The sequence below is a fragment of the Thermostichus sp. OS-CIW-30 genome (assembly GCF_054060215.1).
On the sequence record NZ_JBSSCZ010000034.1, the window covers coordinates 1 to 18455 of the forward strand.

Below are 18455 nucleotides of genomic sequence, written 5' to 3' on the forward strand. Positions count from 1 at the left end.
CAAGGAGCACCGGAACGGGCTATCCAAAGAACTGCTTCAATAAACTGTTTGCAGTTTGCTTCTTTCCCAATGTTAACTCTCTCTTCTGTCTGTAAGAAAGCCAATATCTTCTGCCATTTGTTTTCATCTAAAAAAACCAACTTCATCCTCTTTCCTCTATAAACTATTCTCTCTATCCTAACATAAGATCAACACGACCTAGGATCCCGTCTGGAAACTTTGATCACCAAATAACTCAACAGGAAATCAATCCTTTTAGCCTGTCCCCAATTTCCTCAGCTCTTCTCACCGACCCTAAAACGGGAGCAGCCGCCATGTATCCAACAGGAGAAGCACCCCACAGCAGAGCCGGTTGGCTGACCGCGGGAGGGATCGCCCTCTTGGCAGCTCTGGGGATGTTCCGCTCTTGCCTGTACGTCACTTTGCCCGGACATGCCACTGTAGTGTTCAATACCTTTTCCAGGCTGCAGAAGGGGCGGGTAGAATTGCCGGGGGTCATCTTCCGGATCCCGGGGATCGAAACGCCGATCACCTACACCGTGCTCACCCGCGTTTGGGAGTTTACCAACAACCCCGCCTCGGCCAATGCCATCAGCAACGCCATCACCGTGAACACCGCCGATGGACAAGCCTTTGCCATCGATGTGGCCATTGCCCTCAAGCCCAACCTCGCCACTTTGGATGAGCTGCACGCCAGCATCGGCGAGAACTATCTTTCCACGGTGGTGGTGCCGGTGGTGCGCTCCAAAATCCGGGATATCTCCGCCTCTTTCAATTCGGAAGACTTTTACCGGAAAAGCCAGCGGGCTGCCATCGAACAACGAGCGCTGGACTTGATTCGCCAAGAGATGCCTACTGTCAACCGCGATGGCCAAACCCTGCCTCTGGTGCAGGTGGAGGGCCTGTTTCTGGGCAACCCCGATTTCCCACAAGCCTTAAGAGACTCGATTGAACGCAAACAGGTGGCCTCGATTACAGCACAAACGGCGGCAGTGCGGGCGCAGATCCAGGAAAAAGAGACCGAGCGGCTGCTGATCTTGGCGGCGGCCAACCAGCGGGCCATTGAGCTGAAAGGACAAGCGGCAGCGCAGAACGCGCAACTGGCGGATCTGCTGTTCTACGAGAAGCTGCAAGAGCGCATCCAAAACCCGACGGGCTCGTTGCCCCCTTTGCGCATCATCCGCGTCGAGGGAGATGCCACCGTGTTTCTCAATGTGGATCCCCATCAGGCAGCCTTACAAAGAGCGCAGTAGGTTCAGCAAAGTTGCGGAGTACAGACTTAAAAGTCTGAGTATAAAGTGTGTCCAGATGTGAAGGCGAAGGGATGTCATTCGAGTTCGTTGACATCCTACCGCCAGGGGTCTGGGCTGGGATCCCTCGTAGAGTTGCGCCGAATCCAACTCAGGGGGAAAGCTCGTACTCGATGCAAGGCTAGGTTTTACCACCATGAACTCCCACCTGATCCACACCCCCTTTCCCCGCCTAAACCCGAAGCTGGCGGATGCGGATCATGTTTTGGTGGTGGACGATCAGGCCAGCAGCCGCCTCTACATCGGTGAGCTGTTGCGGTCGGCCCACTTCCGCGTGAGCGAGGCCACCAACGGCGAAGAGGCTTTAGAAGCCGTGGAGCGACTCCGGCCAGACTTGGTGCTGCTGGATGTGCTGATGCCGAACATGAGCGGGTTCGATGTCTGCCGGCAACTGAAGGCCAATGAGCTGACCCGCCTGATCCCCGTTGTGCTGATCACTGCCCTGACCGACCGCTCCAATCGCCTGATGGGGATGCAGGTGGGGGCCGACGACATTTTGACCAAGCCCTTCGATCACGTGGAGCTGCTGGCGCGGGTACGCTCATCCATCCACCAAAAGCGTTTGAACGAAGATCTGGATCACGCCGCCAAGGTGTTGTTTGCCATTGCCCGCGCCGTGGAAAGTCGGGATCCCACCACGGGTGACCATTGCGAACGCTTGGTGGCCATGGGGGAACAGTTTGGCCGTTACTTGGGGCTGTCTCGTCAACAGATCAAGGCCCTGCGCTGGGGCGGCTACCTGCACGACATCGGCAAAGTCGGGATCCCGGATGCGATTTTGTGCAAGCAGGGCAAGCATACCCCGGAAGAATGGGAGATCATGAAATCCCATGTGTTGATCGGCGAAGACATTTGTCGGGGCTTGCGCACCATGCAGGATGTGCTGCCGATCATCCGCCACCACCACGAGCGTTGGGATGGCAGCGGCTACCCGGATGGGCTGGCAGGCGAAGAGATTCCCCTGTTGGCCCGCGTCTTTCAGGTGATCGACATCTTCGACGCTCTGATCTCCCCTCGCCCCTACAAACCCGCCTTGACTGCCGAACAGGCCCTGGAAGTGCTGCGGGAGGAAACCCGCAAGGGCTGGCGGGATCCGAACTTGGTGCGCGAGTTTTGTGACTTTATGTTTGTTACGGCCTTTAATCTGCTGGAGGCGGGATAGGGGCTAGGGTTCCGGGCCAGGCTGGACAGGCAGCTTTTGGGGTTTGGGCGACGACAACTACTCCGGCCACCGGGATCCCGGCAGCGGCCAATACCTGCTGGGCGGCTTGCACAGTAGAGCCGGTGGTGTAGATGTCATCCACCAGCAACACCGGTGTGGCCGGAACTTGTTTCAGGGCAAAGGCCCCGGCCAAGTTGTGCTGTCGTTGCAGCGGGTTGAGCTCATGTTGAGCCGCTGTGGCCCGCACCCGCACCAGAGCCTCAGGCCAATGTCTCAGACCTGTCCGCTGGCAAAAGGCTTGGCTGATCAAGGCGGCTTGGTTGTAGCCCCGTTGCCGCAGCCGCTCTGCATGCAGAGGGATGGGCACCACCGTATAGTCCAAGCCATAGGCCCTACGGGAGCCTGAAGACGGCTGTCGGCTTTCCACCCAGCGGGATCCCAGCCATTCTCCCAAAACCGAGCCAATGCGCCGTTGTCCTTCGTACTTCAGGCAGTAGATGGCCCTGCGCAGCGCCCCCCGGTGGATCCCCCAGGCGTAAAGTGGCCAAGGCGAGGTGGTGACTGGCCAAGTGGCAAGGCGCTCCGCCTGCAACCGCCTTTGACAGTCTTGACAGAACACGGCCTTGGCAGGGCGCCGGCAAAGCGGACATGGAGGCACAATCCACCAATCTAACCAGCCCATCGTCTGCTAGGGATCCTTTCTGGTGTGCAGAGTCTCCTAAAAAGCTGAGGCAAGGGGGGAACGAGGCCGAAATTCAGACTCGGCCAGGCTAACAGCCCAGCAGTCCATCCCCAAGTTGACGCTGGGATCCCGCCTTGCTAGGATTCAATATCGCCGGATAATTCAACCGGATAATTTAAAATTTAAGTCGTGACCTTCTCTGCCAGCCCATGCCCACCATTCAGCAACTGATCCGTGAGGAGCGCAGCGTTGCCGCTCGCAAGACCAAGTCTCCTGCCCTGAAGGCTTGTCCACAGCGGCGGGGGGTTTGCACCCGAGTGTACACGACAACGCCCAAAAAGCCCAACTCGGCCCTGAGAAAAGTGGCTCGCGTTCGCCTCACTTCCGGCTTTGAGGTCACCGCTTACATTCCCGGCATCGGCCACAACCTGCAGGAGCACTCTGTGGTCATGATTCGCGGTGGGCGGGTTAAGGATTTGCCCGGCGTGCGTTACCACATTATCCGGGGTACCCTCGACGCTGCAGGGGTCAAAGACCGCAAACAAGGCCGCTCCAAATACGGGGCGAAACGGCCCAAGCCGGGCCAAGCTCCAGCCGCCGCTGGCAAGAAAAAATAGCTTTGCCCTCACCCTCAACCCTCCATATCCCACTCGTCATCTTTCTTTCTGCCATCCCCATCTGAACAAGCAACCCAGCTCCTATGTCTCGCCGCAACCGTGCCCCTCGTCGTGATGTGCCCCCGGATCCCAAGTATGGGAGCCGTCTGGTTACCATGCTGATCCGCAAGTTGATGATGAGGGGTAAGGCATCCCTGGCTGCCAGGATCCTCTATGAAGCTCTGGACATTGTGCGGGAGCGCACCGGCCAAGACCCACTGCCCTTGCTGGAAAATGCTGTTCGCAACGCCACCCCACTGGTGGAGGTGAAAGCCCGCCGGGTGGGCGGAGCCACTTATCAGGTGCCTGTGGAGGTGAGAGGAGAGCGGGGCACTTCCCTAGCGCTGCGCTGGTTGGTGACCTTTTCGCGCACTCGTCCAGGTCGCACCATGGCCGCCAAGTTGGCCAATGAGCTGATCGATGCAGCCAACGAAACCGGCAGCGCCATTCGACGGCGGGAAGAGGTGCATCGCATGGCCGAGGCCAACAAAGCCTTTGCCCACTACCGCTACTGAATTAGCCTGCGGAGCAGTGGAGACTTTTGGGATCCCTGTTCTGCCCAGCCCGAGTTCCAGCGAGGTGGAGAAAAATCGGCAAAAAAGATTAGAATTGTAAAGGATTTTTTAGTTTGCCCAAGTCGCAGGGCGACGAGGATTGGGAGGTTGACGTGGCACGCACAGTTCCCCTAGAACGAGTCCGAAACATCGGCATCGCGGCTCACATCGATGCTGGCAAGACCACGACCACAGAGCGGATTCTCTTCTACTCCGGTCTGGTGCACAAAATTGGCGAAGTTCACGACGGAACTGCGGTCACCGATTGGATGGCCCAGGAGCGGGAGCGGGGCATCACCATCACCGCTGCGGCCATCACCACCCGTTGGACTAAGCGGGATCCCGCAAATCCTTCCCAGCCCCTCTCCGGCGCACCGGAGTACACCATCAACATCATCGATACTCCTGGGCACGTCGATTTCACCATTGAAGTTGAGCGCTCCATGCGGGTGCTGGATGGGGTGATCGCCGTCTTTGACTCGGTGGGCGGCGTGCAGCCTCAGTCTGAGACCGTCTGGCGGCAAGCCAATCGTTACAATGTGCCCCGCATTGCCTTCGTCAACAAAATGGATCGCATGGGGGCCAATTTCCTCAAGGTTTACAACCAGATCCGGGAGCGCCTCAAGGCCAATGCTGTGCCCATCCAACTGCCCATCGGTGCCGAAGACGGGTTTTGCGGCATTGTTGACTTGGTGCGGATGCAAGCCCGCATTTATATGGATGAGATCGGCAAAGACATTCGTCCAGCCCCCATCCCTGAGGAGATGAAAGATCTCGTGGCAGAGTATCGGGCCAAGCTGGTGGAAGCAGTGGCCGAGACGGACGAAGCTCTGATGGAAAAGTACTTCGCCGAAGAAGATCTGAGCGAAGCCGACTTGATGGCGGGTCTGCGCAAAGGCACGATCAGCGGCCAAATTGTGCCCATGCTGTGTGGCTCTGCCTTCAAGAACAAGGGAGTCCAGATGCTGCTGGATGCGGTGGTGGATTACCTGCCCTCGCCTGTGGATATTCCGGCCATCAAGGGGGTGCTGCCAGATGGCTCAGAAGTGTCCCGCCGTGCCAGCGACGATGAGCCCTTCTCCGCCCTGGCCTTCAAGTTGATGAGTGATAAGTACGGGGATCTCACCTTTATTCGCGTCTACTCGGGGGTGTTGACCAAAGGTACTTATGTGCTCAACTCCACCAAGAACAAGAAGGAGCGAATTTCGCGGTTGGTGGTGCTGAAGGCCGATGAACGCTTGGACGTGGATGAGCTGCGGGCAGGAGATCTGGGAGCTGTGGTGGGCCTCAAGGACACCACCACCGGAGACACCCTCTGCGACGAAAATGCGCCGGTGATCCTGGAGTCTCTGTTTATCCCAGAGCCGGTGATCTCAGTAGCGGTAGAACCCAAAACCAAAGCCGATATCGATAAGCTCTCCAAGGCCCTGCAGGCCCTGGCCAAGGAGGATCCCACCTTCCGCGTGTCTGTGGATCCCGAGACCAATCAAACCATCATCTCTGGGATGGGCGAGCTGCACCTGGAGATCTTGGTGGATCGGATGCTGCGGGAGTTCAACGTAGAAGCCAATGTTGGCAACCCACAGGTGGCCTACCGCGAAACCATTCGCAAGCCGGTCAGCCGCGTGGAAGGCAAGTTTGTTCGCCAGAGCGGTGGCCGTGGCCAGTACGGCCATGTGGTGATCGACCTAGAGCCGGCGGAGCCGGGTACAGGGTTTGAGTTTGTTTCCAAAATTGTGGGTGGCGTCGTGCCCAAGGAATACATTGGGCCGGCTGAGCAAGGGATCCGAGAAGCCTGCGAATCCGGTGTGCTGGCGGGCTATCCCTTGATCGACATCCGCGCCACCCTGGTGGATGGCTCCTACCACGAGGTGGACTCCAGCGAAATGGCCTTCAAGATCGCCGGTTCGATGGCTCTGAAGGAGGCCGCTCGCAGGGCAAGCCCTACCCTGCTGGAGCCGATGATGAAGGTCGAGGTGGAAGTCCCTGAAGCCTTTGTGGGGGATGTCATCGGGGACATCAACGCCCGCCGCGGCCAGATGGAGGGGATGAATACAGAAGGCGGCATTACCAAAGTCAATGCCAAAGTTCCCTTGGCGGAGATGTTTGGCTATGCCACCGACATTCGCTCCAAGACCCAGGGTCGAGGCACCTTCACGATGGAGTTCAGCCACTACGAGGAAGTTCCTCGCAGTATCGCCGAAGCCATCATTGCCAAAAACAAAGGAAATGAGTAGCTGACTGAAACCAAAAAGGAAGTGATGATCCATGGCACGCGCTAAGTTTGAACGCACCAAACCCCATGTCAACGTTGGCACCATCGGCCATGTTGACCACGGCAAGACCACCCTGACGGCTGCCATCACCACCACCTTGGCTGCTTTGGGTCAGGCCACAGCCAAAAGGTACGATGAGATCGACGCAGCGCCAGAGGAAAAAGCTCGCGGCATTACCATCAACACCGCCCACGTCGAGTATCAGACTGCCAACCGTCACTACGCCCACGTGGATTGTCCCGGCCACGCCGACTACGTGAAGAACATGATCACAGGCGCGGCTCAGATGGATGGGGCCATCTTGGTGGTGTCTGCAGCTGATGGTCCCATGCCCCAAACACGGGAGCACATCCTGTTGGCCCGTCAGGTAGGGGTGCCCAGCTTGGTGGTCTTTCTGAACAAGGCAGACATGGTGGACGATCCAGAGCTGCTGGAGTTGGTGGAGCTGGAAGTGCGGGAGCTTCTCTCCAAATACGACTTCCCCGGCGACGACGTTCCCATCATCAGAGGATCGGCGCTGAAAGCCCTAGAAAGAATGACCGCCAACCCCAAAACCCAGCGGGGCGAAGATCCTTGGGTGGACAAAATTTATGAGCTGATGGATGCGGTGGACTCCTACATTCCCACGCCGGAGCGGGATGTGGACAAGCCCTTCCTGATGGCTGTGGAGGATGTCTTCTCGATTACTGGTCGGGGCACGGTGGCCACGGGCCGGATCGAGCGGGGCCGCATCAAAGTGGGCGAAACGGTGGAATTGGTGGGCCTGCGGGAAACTCGCTCCACCACTGTTACTGGCCTGGAAATGTTCCAAAAAACCCTCGATGAGGGGATCGCCGGCGACAACGTTGGTGTGCTGTTGCGCGGCATTCAGAAGAACGAAGTGGAGCGCGGCATGGTGCTGGCCAAGCCCAAGACCATTACTCCCCACACCAACTTCGAGTCTGAGGTGTATGTCCTCAAGAAAGAAGAAGGAGGTCGCCACACGCCGTTCTTCGCCGGCTATCGTCCCCAATTCTACGTGCGCACCACCGATGTAACCGGCACCATCTCTTCCTTCACGGCTGATGACGGATCCCAGCCAGAGATGGTGATGCCTGGTGACCGCGTTAAGATGACGGTGGAGCTGATCCAGCCCATCGCCATTGAGCAGGGGATGCGCTTTGCTATCCGCGAGGGTGGCCGTACTGTCGGAGCGGGTGTTGTCTCCAAGATCCTGAAGTAAGCTGCTTTTTCCTGGCAGGGATTGAGTGCCGACGGCCCCAGACCAACTCAGTTGCGATAGTGGCGCGGAGCACTTTCCCTGCCAGCTTTTTTGAGTCCCCCTTTTTCTGGATTGCTCTCCGGCCATGCCTACCTTGACTCAACAGAAAATTCGTATCCGCCTGAAGGCTTACGATCATCGGCTGCTGGATACTTCCTGCGACAAAATCGTGGATACGGCTCGTCGTACCGACGCCGTGCCGGTTGGCCCGATTCCTTTGCCTACTCGGCGCCGCATCTACTGTGTGCTGCGCTCCCCCCACACCGACAAGGACTCGCGGGAACATTTTGAAACCCGCACCCACCGGCGCATTATCGACATCTATTCCCCCTCTTCCAAAACCATCGATGCTCTCATGAAGCTGGATCTGCCGGCAGGGGTAGATATCGAGGTGAAGCTGTGATGGATCTGCAGGGATCCCCCGCTTTCGCAGTCATTTCGTAGAGCTTGGATGAGGGCAGCAGCGGGTGACAACATCGGTTGATCCAGTCGATCGCGATAGTGGTGCAGACCCCTCTCAGGGGTTGGCAACTCCAGGAGCAGCCCAATCCCCCATCCCGGTTTTGGTGGTGGGGGCCTTGGGCAAAATGGGGCGGGAGGTGGTGCGAGCCGTTGCCCAGACGCCCGACATGAGGTTGGTGGGGGCGGTGGCCCGCTCGCAATTGGGCTTGGACATTGGCGAGGTGCTGGGCCTGGGATCCCTGGGGGTGGAGATTACCGACGACCTGCCGGGGCAGTTGCTGAGGTTGTCGCAGCGCAGCAGCTGCGGCGTAATGGTGGACTTTACCCATCCTCGGTCGGCCTTTGAACATGTTCGCTCGGCCATTGCCTTTGGCGTGCGTCCGGTGGTGGGGACGACGGGCCTGACGCCGGAGCAGGTGGAGCGGCTGCGGGATCTGGCGGATAAGTCCGGTGTGGGCTGTTTGATCGCGCCCAATTTCGCCATCGGCATGATTTTGCTGCAGCAGATGGCCCTGCAGGCGGCGCAGTATTTTGACCACGTTGAGATCATCGAGCTGCACCACAACCGCAAAGCGGATGCCCCCAGCGGCACGGCTCTACAGACGGCACAACGGCTGGGACAATTGGGCAAAACCTTTAACCCGCCCGTTCGCGACAGCGGGACGGAGTCCTCAGTGGAAGAAAAAGAGCTGATCCCCGGTGCGCGGGGAGGGCTCTCTGGCCCCAACATTCCCATTCACAGCGTTCGTCTGCCGGGGTTGATCGCCCACCAGGAGGTCATCTTTGGTGGGATGGGGCAAACCCTCACGTTGAGACACGACACCACGGATCGGATAGCTTTTATGCCGGGAGTGATCCTGGGGATCCGCAAGGTGCTGCAGCTTCAAGGTTTGGTCTACGGGCTGGAGCAGGTCTTGAGCTAGTGGGTCAGGGGAGGGATCCCGGCCTCATCCAGGATGCGGGGGATGAGGTGCTCGGCTTTGACGGCCATCAGATGCACCCCGTGGCAGATTTGGCGGGCCTGCCGCACCTGTTCGGCGGCAATGCGGATCCCTTCTTCGAGGGGGTGGGCGGCGTTGGCCAGCCGCTGGATAATCCCGTCTGGGATCTTCACTCCTGGCAGGTTGCGGTTGATAAACTCGGCATTTTTGGCCGACTTGAGCAAAAAGATGCCAGCCAGGATGGGCTTGCCGGCGGGACGGCCCAACTTATCCATGAAGCGCTCCAGCTGCTCGAAGTCGGTGACCATCTGGCTTTGGAAAAATTGGGCTCCGTTTTCCAGCTTGCGGTGGAAGCGCCGCTCCAGGCCGGAAAAGCTGCCCGATTGGGGTTCTACTGCTGCCCCCGGCAACAGATGCGTGCCCCCATCCGGGAGAGGTTTGCCATTGCAATCGAGGCCATTGTTCAGCCGTTGGATAAGCTGCAGCAAGCGCACCGACTCCAGATCGAATACGGGGCGGGCATCGGGGCAATCGCCGATGTGGATGGGATCCCCGGTGAGGGCCAACACATTGCGCAGGCCAAGGGCTGAGGCCCCCAACAGATCCCCTTGCAGGGCCAGACGGTTGCGATCTCGACAGGCCAACTGCAGGATCGGTTCAACGCCTGCCTGATGCAACAGCACCGAGGCCGCCAACGGGCTCATGCGGGCCATGGCTCGGTTGGAGTCCGTGATGTTGATGGCATGCACCCGCCCCTTGAGCTGCTGGGCCAAAGACAGCAGGGTGCTGGTGTCGGATCCCTTGGGGGGGGTGATCTCGGCGGTGAGCAGAAATTCCCCCCGCTGGATGGCCTGGGCGAAGCGGGACAGGGGAGGTGATGAGGGGATCAGGGCCACAATTTCGGCAGAAAGGGTAAAACGGGCTGGCCTATTATCGACTTTTCCAGGAGGTTTTTCCAGACAGGTCGTCCTTTCTCAGAGCTTGGGCGAGGGAAGTGGGCTGGGCGGGGGCTGCACCCGCATTTCCCCCAGCCATATCTGGGGATCCCCCTGTTGCAGATGCTGCCGCCAATCCTGTGCTGCTGCAGGAGGGATCCCGTCCCCGCTCAAGGCCCAGCTCCAGCCGATCACCTGAGGCCAGCGTTGGGCCTCTAGGGCTGCCAGCAGAGGTTGAGAGGCTTCCGAGCCCAGGGCTGGCCCGCGGATCACCACAGGCACTTCCGGGTTGAGGGCCTCAAGGCGGCGGTACAGCGGTTCAAAAGCGGCGGGATCCCCCGTTACCTGTAGGCTCAGCCAGTCCATCTCAGGGAACCGAGCCCAGGTGGACACGGCCTTGGCATCTTCTCCGTCCAGCTCCACCACCCAGAGCAAATTGGCCGAGGACTCCGTCCCGCTAACGCGAACAGAGCGCAGGGTTTGCATCAGGTGTTGGTAGGCCCGTTGTTGCAGGGAGGACTCCGTCCCACCAAAGGGCTCCCCACCGCTACCGCGAGCGCGTTCGGGATCCCCGTCGCCAACAACGACGGCCAGGATGATGGGGGTGGCAAAGCGCTGGATCCCGCGGGCCCAAGAGCGCAAGGTCTCATCGTGATCCCCATTGGCCAAGGCGGAAAGTTGGGCTGGATCTAGCCGCAGGCGCAGGTAGGGGACTGAGCCGCTTTCCCGCAGGCGACTGGCCAACTGCTGTGGAAAGTCCTGGCGGGGATCCCAGAGGTGATCCACGGCTGCCCAGGCGGGGGGTTGACCGATGGCCTGGCGATAGGCGAGGAGTTGATCCCAAGTGGGAATGCCCGGCCAAGCAGCCCCGTGATATAGCCGGCCCGGAGGCGGCGGCAGCGGCCTACCCCGTTGAAAGGGGGCAGAGTCAGGTGGGATCGGCGAGGTAAGGACAACCTCCAGCCGCAGCGGCGGCAAGACCTCACCGGCAGGGGGATGCGGCAGGGAGAAAGGGAGGATCCAACTGCGCTCCTGGAACTGGCCTCGGATGATCTGCTGAGGGTGAAAGTCCTGGGGAGGTGGCAGCGGTTCCAGCGGGTCTTCCCCCCAGAAAGCCCGTTGGATTACCAAGCGCACCCCTGCGCCGGGGTGGATCAGAGGCGTGGTGGTATCCAGGTGAAAGCTACCCCTGAGGCGGGTGGACGTCTCATTGGGCTCAACCCGGAAGGAGAAGGTGAGCTGGTCAGATCGGTAGGTGCCTGGAGCGGGGGAAGCAGTGGGGGGCGGGGATCCCGGCAGGCTTTCGCAGTCGGTGCAGGGAAAAATGGCCTGCGGATGGAGAGAGACAGAAGCCTCGCGGGCAGATTGCAATTGCTGGGGGCTGATGACAAAGCTGGCCCAAAGATGCTTCAGACGGGGCTCCCGACCGGGCGAGATATCGGAGAAGGTTCGGCCCTCAGGAGTGGCCGTGCGGGTGCCGGCAGCCGTGCCGTCCAGAGGCACCGTGGAAACTGGGTCGCCAGCACAGCCCCCCAAAAAAACGACCGACAAGATCAGGGGCAGCGCCCAGCAGATTAAGGGTTTGAGTTTGCAGTTGGATGGCTGCCTCTGGGAGCCCTGGATCATGGCTTCACCTCAATACACCACTCCCACGCCACCGCTTTTGGCCCGCAGAGGGTTTTCCCGCTCACCGCTAGAGGGATCTTCCCCCAAAGGCCGGCTCCCCAGGTCTGATCCCGATCACACCCTTGGCCGCAGCGGAGCCGGCACTGTCCGGACCAAATGCAAGCCATGAAACGCCAGCCTACCCCTGTGGCACTGCCGCCGCTTCCGGGTAGATGACCAACATCCCCTCGTAGAGGATTTGGCCGGGCTGCAACTCCAAGCGGTCGATGTGCACGCCGGGATCCAACTGAATGGGGAAATCGGCCAGGCCGGGGATGGGGATCTCTTGGCCTTCGCTCACCCAGAGGGGATTGACCAGCCGCAACCGGTTGGGGCCTTGGGCTTCTAGGCCGGTCAGCACCGTCACCGGCGCTTCCACCCCTTCCGGAGTGGTCAGGTTAGCCTGGATGCGCAGCCGACCCTGTTCCAGCGTGACCTGAGGCTGGCGGATAAGAAAAGGCACCACTTGGCCCCCAACGGGCAACTGCACCTGGGCCTGGGCCAGTTGGGCTTGGATGAGGGGAGCCTGAAGGGTGCGGTTCAGGTCTTCCTCGGTGAGGCGTAAACTCACCTGCACCGGCACAGGGGCCAATAGCCGCAGCGGGCTCCGTCCCTGGATGGCTTCGCCCACGTTGAGGCGAATATCCTGGCCCCGCAGCCGCAGATGGCTGACCTGAAAGCCTTGATAGCTGAGGTTGTCTCCCGACACCTGGGCCTGAGGGATCTGCCCATTCAAAATCTGGGCGTCAGAGCCGACAATTTGCACTTGCAGGTTATCGACCCTCTGCACCTCAGAACGGATCCAAGCCGCCACCAAAGGGCTGAGAAGGGATCCGGCAATTTGGGCAAATCCGGGCCAAGGCCAAAACATGGTGGGTAGGCTGAGCAGCAATGCAAACCCTAGCCGCTGCCCCGCTTGCGAGAGCCGTTGGCGGCGACAGGCTGCCGATTGGGCTTCGAGAGGAGACGGATCTGGAGCAGGCCGATGGCAAGACGTGAGCAGCACTGGATACCTCGGGAGCAACAACAAGCGATGGTTTCCACCCAACTACGACCAGACTAGGGCAGGACTTCTCCGCCGAACAGAGGGATCCCCCGCACACTTGGAGAGGCTATCCATCCGTCAACTGCCACCAGAGATACCCCAGCCGCAGATAGTGAAGCCGTAGCCAGGGCAAAGGGAAAGCGCGGGGCGGCTGGCGAAACAGAGCGCTCATCTGAGAAGGGATCCCGGCAATCTCCTGGGCCAGCATTTTGCCCGCCCACACTGCTGTGGCCACACCGCTGCCGTGATAGGCCAAGCCGTACCACAGGCTGGGATCCGCCGGCGAAGGGCCAATATGGGGGTGAAACTGCCGAGAAAGGCAGACCAGTCCATTCCAGGCGTACTCGATCTCCACCCCTTCCCAAGCAGGGAAAAGACGATAGAGCTGTCGGGTCATCCAAGTGCGCAACTGCTGTCGCTCCGTCGGGGTATCGCGGGTGCCACCCCGTCCCCCAAACAGCAGGCGCCCATCCGGCAGCAGACGGTAATAGAACAGCAGCCGCCGCATGTCGTAGAGCGGCGTCGGATCCCACCACCCCTGCGCTTTCTGCTCCTGAGGCGTTAGAGGTCGGGTGACCAGGATGTTGGACAGTGCCGGCAACAGGGATCCCGCCAGTTGGGGATACAGGGCCTCTGGGGTGTAGCCATTGGTGGCAATGACCAAGTGCCGAGCGCGCACCGTTCCTCCCGGCGTGTGACAGATGTGTTGGGATCCCACCTTTTCCCAGGCCGTGACCGGACTGCCGCTGTACAGTTTTGCCCCCCACCGGTGGGCCACTTGGGCCAGTCCTTGGGTGAGCTTGAGGGGGTTGAGGCCAAACCCCACCCCGATGTGCAAAGCGCCGTGGTTCTCTTGGCTGTTGAAGCCGCGTTCCCGCAGCTCTTTGGGGTTGAGGAGCTGGGCCGGGTAGCCCGCCACCTGAGTACAGATCTGGTACTCGGCCTCTAACTCCGACCATGCCTGTGGACGATGGGCCACTGCATAGCAGCCCTGTCCCTGAGCCTCTAGGGAGAAGCCCTCGCTGGCCGCCAGCTCCTGAACGGTTTCCACTGCCTGCCATTGATCCCGGTAGTAGCGCTCTGTCTCTGCCAGGCCCACCCGCCGCACCATCTGGGTGTGGGTGAGGTGGCTCGACCCCACCCCGCAAAAGCCACCGTTGCGTCCCGAGGCCCCCCAACCCAGGGATCCCGCCTCCAGCAGACAAGCATGGATGCCGTGGTCGCGGGCCAGGTGCAGAGCCGTCGATAGCCCCGTCAATCCTCCCCCCACAATGACCACCTCAGCGCTCACCTGCTCCTGCAAAGGTGCCGGATGCCGCCAGCCGGGATCTGCTATCGTGCTGTCCCAGTAGCTGCCGACCGGGCAGGCAGGATCGTAGGTGCTGGCAGGATAAAGGCCCTTTCTCATACGAGCAATGGGAAGAACATCTTGCTGGGCAACGCCGAAGTGCTCGGTACCGCTGAGGCGACCGGTCGCAGGACAAGTGCTGAAGGGGATCCCCTCACTCCTGGGCAACGCTGTCGCAACCGGCAGCAGCGGCCTCCATATCGGCAGGGGTATTGCAGTCCAGGAAGATCTCAGGAGTGTAGAGCTCCACCTCCTGTACCCGCCTGCCCAGATCCTGCAACAACCGGCGCAGGCCCAGGGTTTCTTCTCGGAGATCCAACAGCTTTTCCCGCAAGCGCCTGTCGATCAGGGTAGGGTGCCCCCGTCGTCCTCGATGCACCGGCACAGTAACCCAAGCGCGGTGGCGCAGATGGTACTCCAGCAAGCTGTGGTAGATCCACGCCGGGCGGGGCTGATCCACCGCCGAAATGGCCAGCACCTGAAAATCGGCAGGGATCCCTTCCACCCCTACCCGAATGGAGTGGGTCTTGCCCAGCTCAGGAGCCGGATTGACCAGCACCTCTGCCCCTGCCAAGTGGGGTTGGGCTGCCGCCAAATGCTGGGATCCCAGCACCACCCAGGGTTGAAACCCCGCCTGTCGCCACTGAAAAATCTGGTAAGAGAGCAGGGTTTGCCCGTCTTTCCAGGGCAGAAAGGCTTTCGGCTCTCCCATCCGCGTGGAAAACCCAGCCGCCAAGATCAGCGCATGCAGCTTCGGCTCATTTGCCAAGGAGCTTCACCAGCAGAATGCCAAACAAATATAGAAACGTCACAGCCCCGGCCAAAAGGCTCTGGGTGAGGGGATCCGTCGAAGGGGTGAGAATGGCCCCCGCCACCACCGCGCCCAGAACCACATAGCGCCAGCCCTTGAACATCTGCTCGGCAGTCACCAGACCCAATCCTCCCAGCAGCGCCTGCAAAATCGGCACCTGAAAGGCCAGGCCGGTGCTGAACAGCAGCAGCAGCACAAACTCAAAGTAGCGGTCGATGGACCAAGCCTGATCCACCACCCCTTCGCCGTAGCGGATGAAAAAGTTAAGCGCCGCCGGAATGAGGAGATAGTAGGCAAAGACCAAGCCGGCCACAAAGAGAAGGCTGGATCCCAGCACCACCGGCCCCAGCAGCTTGCGCTCCTTCACGCTCAGCCCCGGCAAGACGAAGCGGGCAATTTGGTAGAGCAAAAAGGGTGTGGCCAGCAATAGCCCCGAGTAGGCCGCCACCTTCACAGAAACGAAAAAATACTCCCCCGGCGCCAGTTGCAAAAAGGTAACCCCCCGAGCGGGCACCTCCAGCAGGGCGACAATGCGGTTCACCACGGCAAAGCAGGCGATGATGCAGATCACCACCGCGATCACGCTGGCCAACAGGCGGCTGCGCAGCTCTTCCAAGTGCTCCATCAAGGTCATCTCGACCTCGTAGGGAAACTCCGGATCCCGCACCCGACCAGGCTCAGGGGCCGCCGCGGCTTGCTCCGGGGACTCGGTCTCAGAGGCAAGGGTCATGGGCCAAGGTGTAACGAGACGTTCCCCGCTATCTTAGCGCTGCCCCCTCTCCAGGGAAAAGCACTTGTCGAGCCGCTATAGGGGGATGTAGCCCTGGCCTGTTAAGGGGGTCTTGGGGTCTGAGCAGAGGGGACGGGGAAGGGGAGTGGCTGCAATTTCTAGCGCTTGCCCAAGCCCAGCGCCTTTTCCACCTGCTGGGCGGCATAGGCCATGGCAAAACAGCAGATGAAGTAGATTAGGCCGATAAAAAACAGCACTTCCCGCTGGGTGCCTAGCCAGTTGGGGTTGGTGAACACCACGCGCCCCGCCTGCAGCAGGTCGATGAGGCCGACAATGAACACCAGCGACGTGTCTTTGAAGAGGGTGAGGAACTCGTTCACCAGCGCCGGAACAGCTGCCCGCAGTGCCTGGGGCAAAATCACCAAAGCGGTCACTTGAAAGGGGTTCAAGCCCAGCGCCCGTGCCGCCTCCAGCTGGCCCAGCGGGATTGACTGCAGGCCGCCCCGCACGTCCTCGGCCACGTACACGGCTGTAAACAAGATGAAGGCCACCTCCGCCCTGATGATCAGGTTGACGCTGATCCCCCCCAGAAAGAAGGGCACCAACAGCCAGGCGGCAAACAGAATGGTGGTCAGAGGCACCCCCCGCACCAGCTCGATCACCAGCGTGCAGAAGATCCGGATTACCGGCAACGCCCGATTGGCCCGGCCCAACGCCAGCAACACCCCAATGGGGAAGCCGATGATCATGGCGGCTGCCGCCAAGATCAAGGTCAGCAGCAGTCCAGACAGTTGCTCAGCCCGCACTGCCGGCCAAGGGGGGCCCAGGTCGCCCAGCAGCAGCTGCAGACAGAGGGGCAAGATCAGGGCCCAAACCCAGATGGAAGCCAGCCGCCAGGATTCCCGTCCGCGACTGAGGGCAATAGCGGCAAAAGTCGCTCCAGAGCAAACCGCCAGCCACCCCTGCGACTGGGTTCCCAAAGGCAGGAAAGCGGCCAAGCCCATAGCAGCTCCCAAGAGAATGAGGTAGTGCAGCAGCACACCGCCCCAAGCCCCCCCCGCTACCCCCAAGGTGGCCAGCACAATTCCCAACACCGCCCACACCCGCCACAGTTGGCTGCTGGGGTAGGTGCCGCTGGCAAAGATTTTCAGGTTGGCCGGGATCACTTCCCAGCGGGCTTGGGTGAACGCCCAGTTCCAGAACAGGGAAATTGCCCAGGCCAACACCAAGGCAGAGACCAAGGTGAGCAAGGTGCTCAGCCAGGAGTCGAACAGGTTGCGGCGCACCCAAGCCAGAGGACTTTGTTTCTCCCTGGGGGGGAGTACCTGTTCTTCTACAAGGGGAGAGGAGAGACTGCTGGGCATGGGTTAGCGCTCCACCAATTTGACGCGGGCATTGAGCCAGTTCATGCCGTAGGAAACCACCAGGTTAAAGGTCAGGTAGGTGGCCATGAGGATGGCGAACATCTCCACCGAACGTCCCGACTGGTTGATGATGGTGCTGCTGATGTTGAACAGATCGGAGAAGCCAACGGCAATGGCCAAGCTGGAGTTTTTAATCAAGGTGAGATACTGAGTGTTCAACGAGGGGATCATGATCCGCAGGGCCTGGGGCACAATCACCAAGCGAAAGGTTTCCAGCTCCGACAGGCCGACGGCCCGGGCCGCCTCCCACTGCCCCCGCGGCACCGCCAAAAAGGATCCCCGCACCACTTCGGCAATGTAGCAGCCGGTGTAGGTCACCAAGCCCAGCATCATGGCGGTAAACTCCGCCGAAAGCTGGATCCCACCCCGGAAGTTAAAGCGCTCCAGTACCGGGACATCCAGCCGCACCGGCGGCTCTGGGAAGAGCACCCAGCAGGCCACCGCCAGCAGCGCCACCCCCGCAGCCACCCACAGGTTCCGCTGCCGGGATCCCAGCTCGGGGCGACGGGCCAGGAGCAGCTTGCGGATCCCCCACCCAGCCGCGATTACAATGGCCAGCGCGGGAACCAGCCAGCCGCTGGGATCCAACCCGGGCAGCTTCACTCCCCGCTGGTTGATAAAGACAAGCCCGCCGATGGAGAGACTGTTGCGCACCCCCGGCAGAGTGAGGATCACCCCCTGGTACCAGAAGATCACGATCAGCAGCACCGGGACATTGCGAAAGATCTCGGTGATGACGGTAGCCAATTGGCGGGCCAGCCAGTTGCTGGAGAGGCGAGCCATCCCCAGGACAAAGCCCATCGCCGTCGCCAACACAATGCTGACTGCCGACAGCCAGAGGGTGTTCACCGCTCCCACCGCCAGAGCCTTCAGGTAGCTCTCGGAAGGGTCGTAGGGGATCAGCCCCTCGGTGATCCCAAAGTTGGCAGAGTTGCCCAAAAAGCGAAAGCCCAAACTGATGCCCAGGCGACGCATGCTGGCGAGGAGATTTTGGGCGAGGATCCCGAACACCAGCAGCACGGCCACGACAAAGGCCACCTGCAGCAGAACTTTTAGGATGCGCTCATTCCGCCACCAGGGGGGGCGAAGGTGGGACTGGTCGGACAGAGAAGTCATGCGGGGCAAGCAAAAATTCAGAGCACAGCAGAGAATAGGGGATCCCTGGCCGGTACTGACCAACCGGGATCCCTAGG

General features: G+C 60.5%; 17 protein-coding genes and 1 pseudogene. 8 read left to right on the forward strand and 10 right to left on the reverse strand.

The genetic code is table 11. The features are described from left to right. Positions 1–146: pseudogene (locus ACVWZF_RS12925) on the reverse strand (IS5-like element ISSoc13 family transposase); the annotation flags it as partial. A gap of 168 nt (positions 147–314) precedes the next feature. Here ACVWZF_RS12925 and ACVWZF_RS12930 point away from each other — a divergent pair. Together ACVWZF_RS12930 and ACVWZF_RS12935 are read left to right on the forward strand one after the other, a co-directional pair. Continuing rightward, positions 315–1253, forward strand: a complete 939-nt coding sequence (locus tag ACVWZF_RS12930) for a prohibitin family protein (protein ID WP_457411609.1) — start codon at positions 315–317, stop codon at positions 1251–1253. Positions 1254–1446: 193 nt separating this feature from the next. Further along, complete coding sequence (locus ACVWZF_RS12935; protein WP_457411610.1) at positions 1447–2472, forward strand: HD-GYP domain-containing protein; 1026 nt, start codon at positions 1447–1449, stop codon at positions 2470–2472. On the opposite strand, the gene ACVWZF_RS12940 is transcribed toward ACVWZF_RS12935, so the two are convergent. Further along, positions 2450–3154 carry a ComF family protein gene (locus ACVWZF_RS12940; RefSeq protein ID WP_457411611.1) on the reverse strand — a complete coding sequence of 235 codons (705 nt, stop codon included), beginning with the start codon at positions 3152–3154 and terminating at the stop codon, positions 2450–2452. The genes ACVWZF_RS12935 and ACVWZF_RS12940 overlap by 23 nt on opposite strands. A 209-nt stretch (positions 3155–3363) precedes the next feature. Between ACVWZF_RS12940 and rpsL the strand changes: the two genes are divergently transcribed. The 6 genes from rpsL (at position 3364) to dapB (ending at position 9286) form a co-directional block, all read left to right on the forward strand. Further along, complete coding sequence (gene rpsL, locus ACVWZF_RS12945) at positions 3364–3771, forward strand: 30S ribosomal protein S12 (RefSeq protein ID WP_011432553.1); 408 nt, start codon at positions 3364–3366, stop codon at positions 3769–3771. A gap of 83 nt (positions 3772–3854) precedes the next feature. After that, positions 3855–4325 carry a 30S ribosomal protein S7 gene (gene rpsG / locus ACVWZF_RS12950; RefSeq protein ID WP_011432554.1) on the forward strand — a complete coding sequence of 157 codons (471 nt, stop codon included), beginning with the start codon at positions 3855–3857 and terminating at the stop codon, positions 4323–4325. A 152-nt stretch (positions 4326–4477) separates the two neighbouring features. Further along, positions 4478–6601 (forward strand): elongation factor G, encoded by a 2124-nt coding sequence (gene fusA / locus ACVWZF_RS12955; RefSeq protein WP_011432555.1) that lies wholly within the window; start codon positions 4478–4480, stop codon positions 6599–6601. A gap of 31 nt (positions 6602–6632) precedes the next feature. Further along, complete coding sequence (tuf, locus tag ACVWZF_RS12960) at positions 6633–7862, forward strand: elongation factor Tu (RefSeq protein ID WP_011432556.1); 1230 nt, start codon at positions 6633–6635, stop codon at positions 7860–7862. 124 nt (positions 7863–7986) lie between these two features. Then, positions 7987–8304, forward strand: a complete 318-nt coding sequence (gene rpsJ, locus ACVWZF_RS12965; protein WP_414328725.1) for a 30S ribosomal protein S10 — start codon at positions 7987–7989, stop codon at positions 8302–8304. Between the two features lie 121 nt (positions 8305–8425). Beyond that, positions 8426–9286, forward strand: coding sequence for a 4-hydroxy-tetrahydrodipicolinate reductase (gene dapB / locus ACVWZF_RS12970; RefSeq protein ID WP_457411629.1), 861 nt, complete (start codon positions 8426–8428; stop codon positions 9284–9286). Here dapB and ACVWZF_RS12975 read toward each other — a convergent pair. The 8 genes from ACVWZF_RS12975 to ACVWZF_RS13010 form a co-directional block, all read right to left on the reverse strand. Beyond that, positions 9283–10200 (reverse strand): methylenetetrahydrofolate reductase, encoded by a 918-nt coding sequence (locus ACVWZF_RS12975; protein ID WP_457411613.1) that lies wholly within the window; start codon positions 10198–10200, stop codon positions 9283–9285. The two genes, dapB and ACVWZF_RS12975, sit on opposite strands and share 4 nt — an antisense overlap. Before the next feature lie 78 nt (positions 10201–10278). Continuing rightward, positions 10279–11790, reverse strand: a complete 1512-nt coding sequence (locus tag ACVWZF_RS12980) for a hypothetical protein (protein ID WP_457411615.1) — start codon at positions 11788–11790, stop codon at positions 10279–10281. Between the two features lie 253 nt (positions 11791–12043). After that, positions 12044–12931, reverse strand: a complete 888-nt coding sequence (locus ACVWZF_RS12985) for an LmeA family phospholipid-binding protein (RefSeq protein WP_457411616.1) — start codon at positions 12929–12931, stop codon at positions 12044–12046. Between the two features lie 85 nt (positions 12932–13016). Beyond that, a complete protein-coding gene (locus ACVWZF_RS12990) occupies positions 13017–14465 on the reverse strand; it encodes an NAD(P)/FAD-dependent oxidoreductase (protein WP_457411617.1) in 1449 nt (482 codons plus the stop codon). Beyond that, a complete protein-coding gene (locus ACVWZF_RS12995) occupies positions 14452–15066 on the reverse strand; it encodes a nucleotidyltransferase family protein (RefSeq protein ID WP_414349906.1) in 615 nt (204 codons plus the stop codon). Before ACVWZF_RS12995 ends, ACVWZF_RS12990 begins: the two co-directional genes overlap by 14 nt. Beyond that, the gene (gene tatC, locus ACVWZF_RS13000) at positions 15056–15838 is read right to left on the reverse strand and encodes a twin-arginine translocase subunit TatC (protein ID WP_457411618.1); all 783 of its coding nucleotides are present in this window, start codon (positions 15836–15838) and stop codon (positions 15056–15058) included. The genes ACVWZF_RS12995 and tatC overlap by 11 nt, the downstream gene beginning before the upstream one ends. A 158-nt stretch (positions 15839–15996) precedes the next feature. After that, on the reverse strand, positions 15997–17202 hold the full coding sequence (locus tag ACVWZF_RS13005) for an amino acid ABC transporter permease (RefSeq protein ID WP_457411620.1): 1206 nt from the start codon (positions 17200–17202) through the stop codon (positions 15997–15999). Positions 17203–17205: 3 nt separating this feature from the next. Further along, positions 17206–18378 carry an amino acid ABC transporter permease gene (locus ACVWZF_RS13010; protein WP_457411621.1) on the reverse strand — a complete coding sequence of 391 codons (1173 nt, stop codon included), beginning with the start codon at positions 18376–18378 and terminating at the stop codon, positions 17206–17208. Positions 18379–18455: the final 77 nt, after the last annotated feature.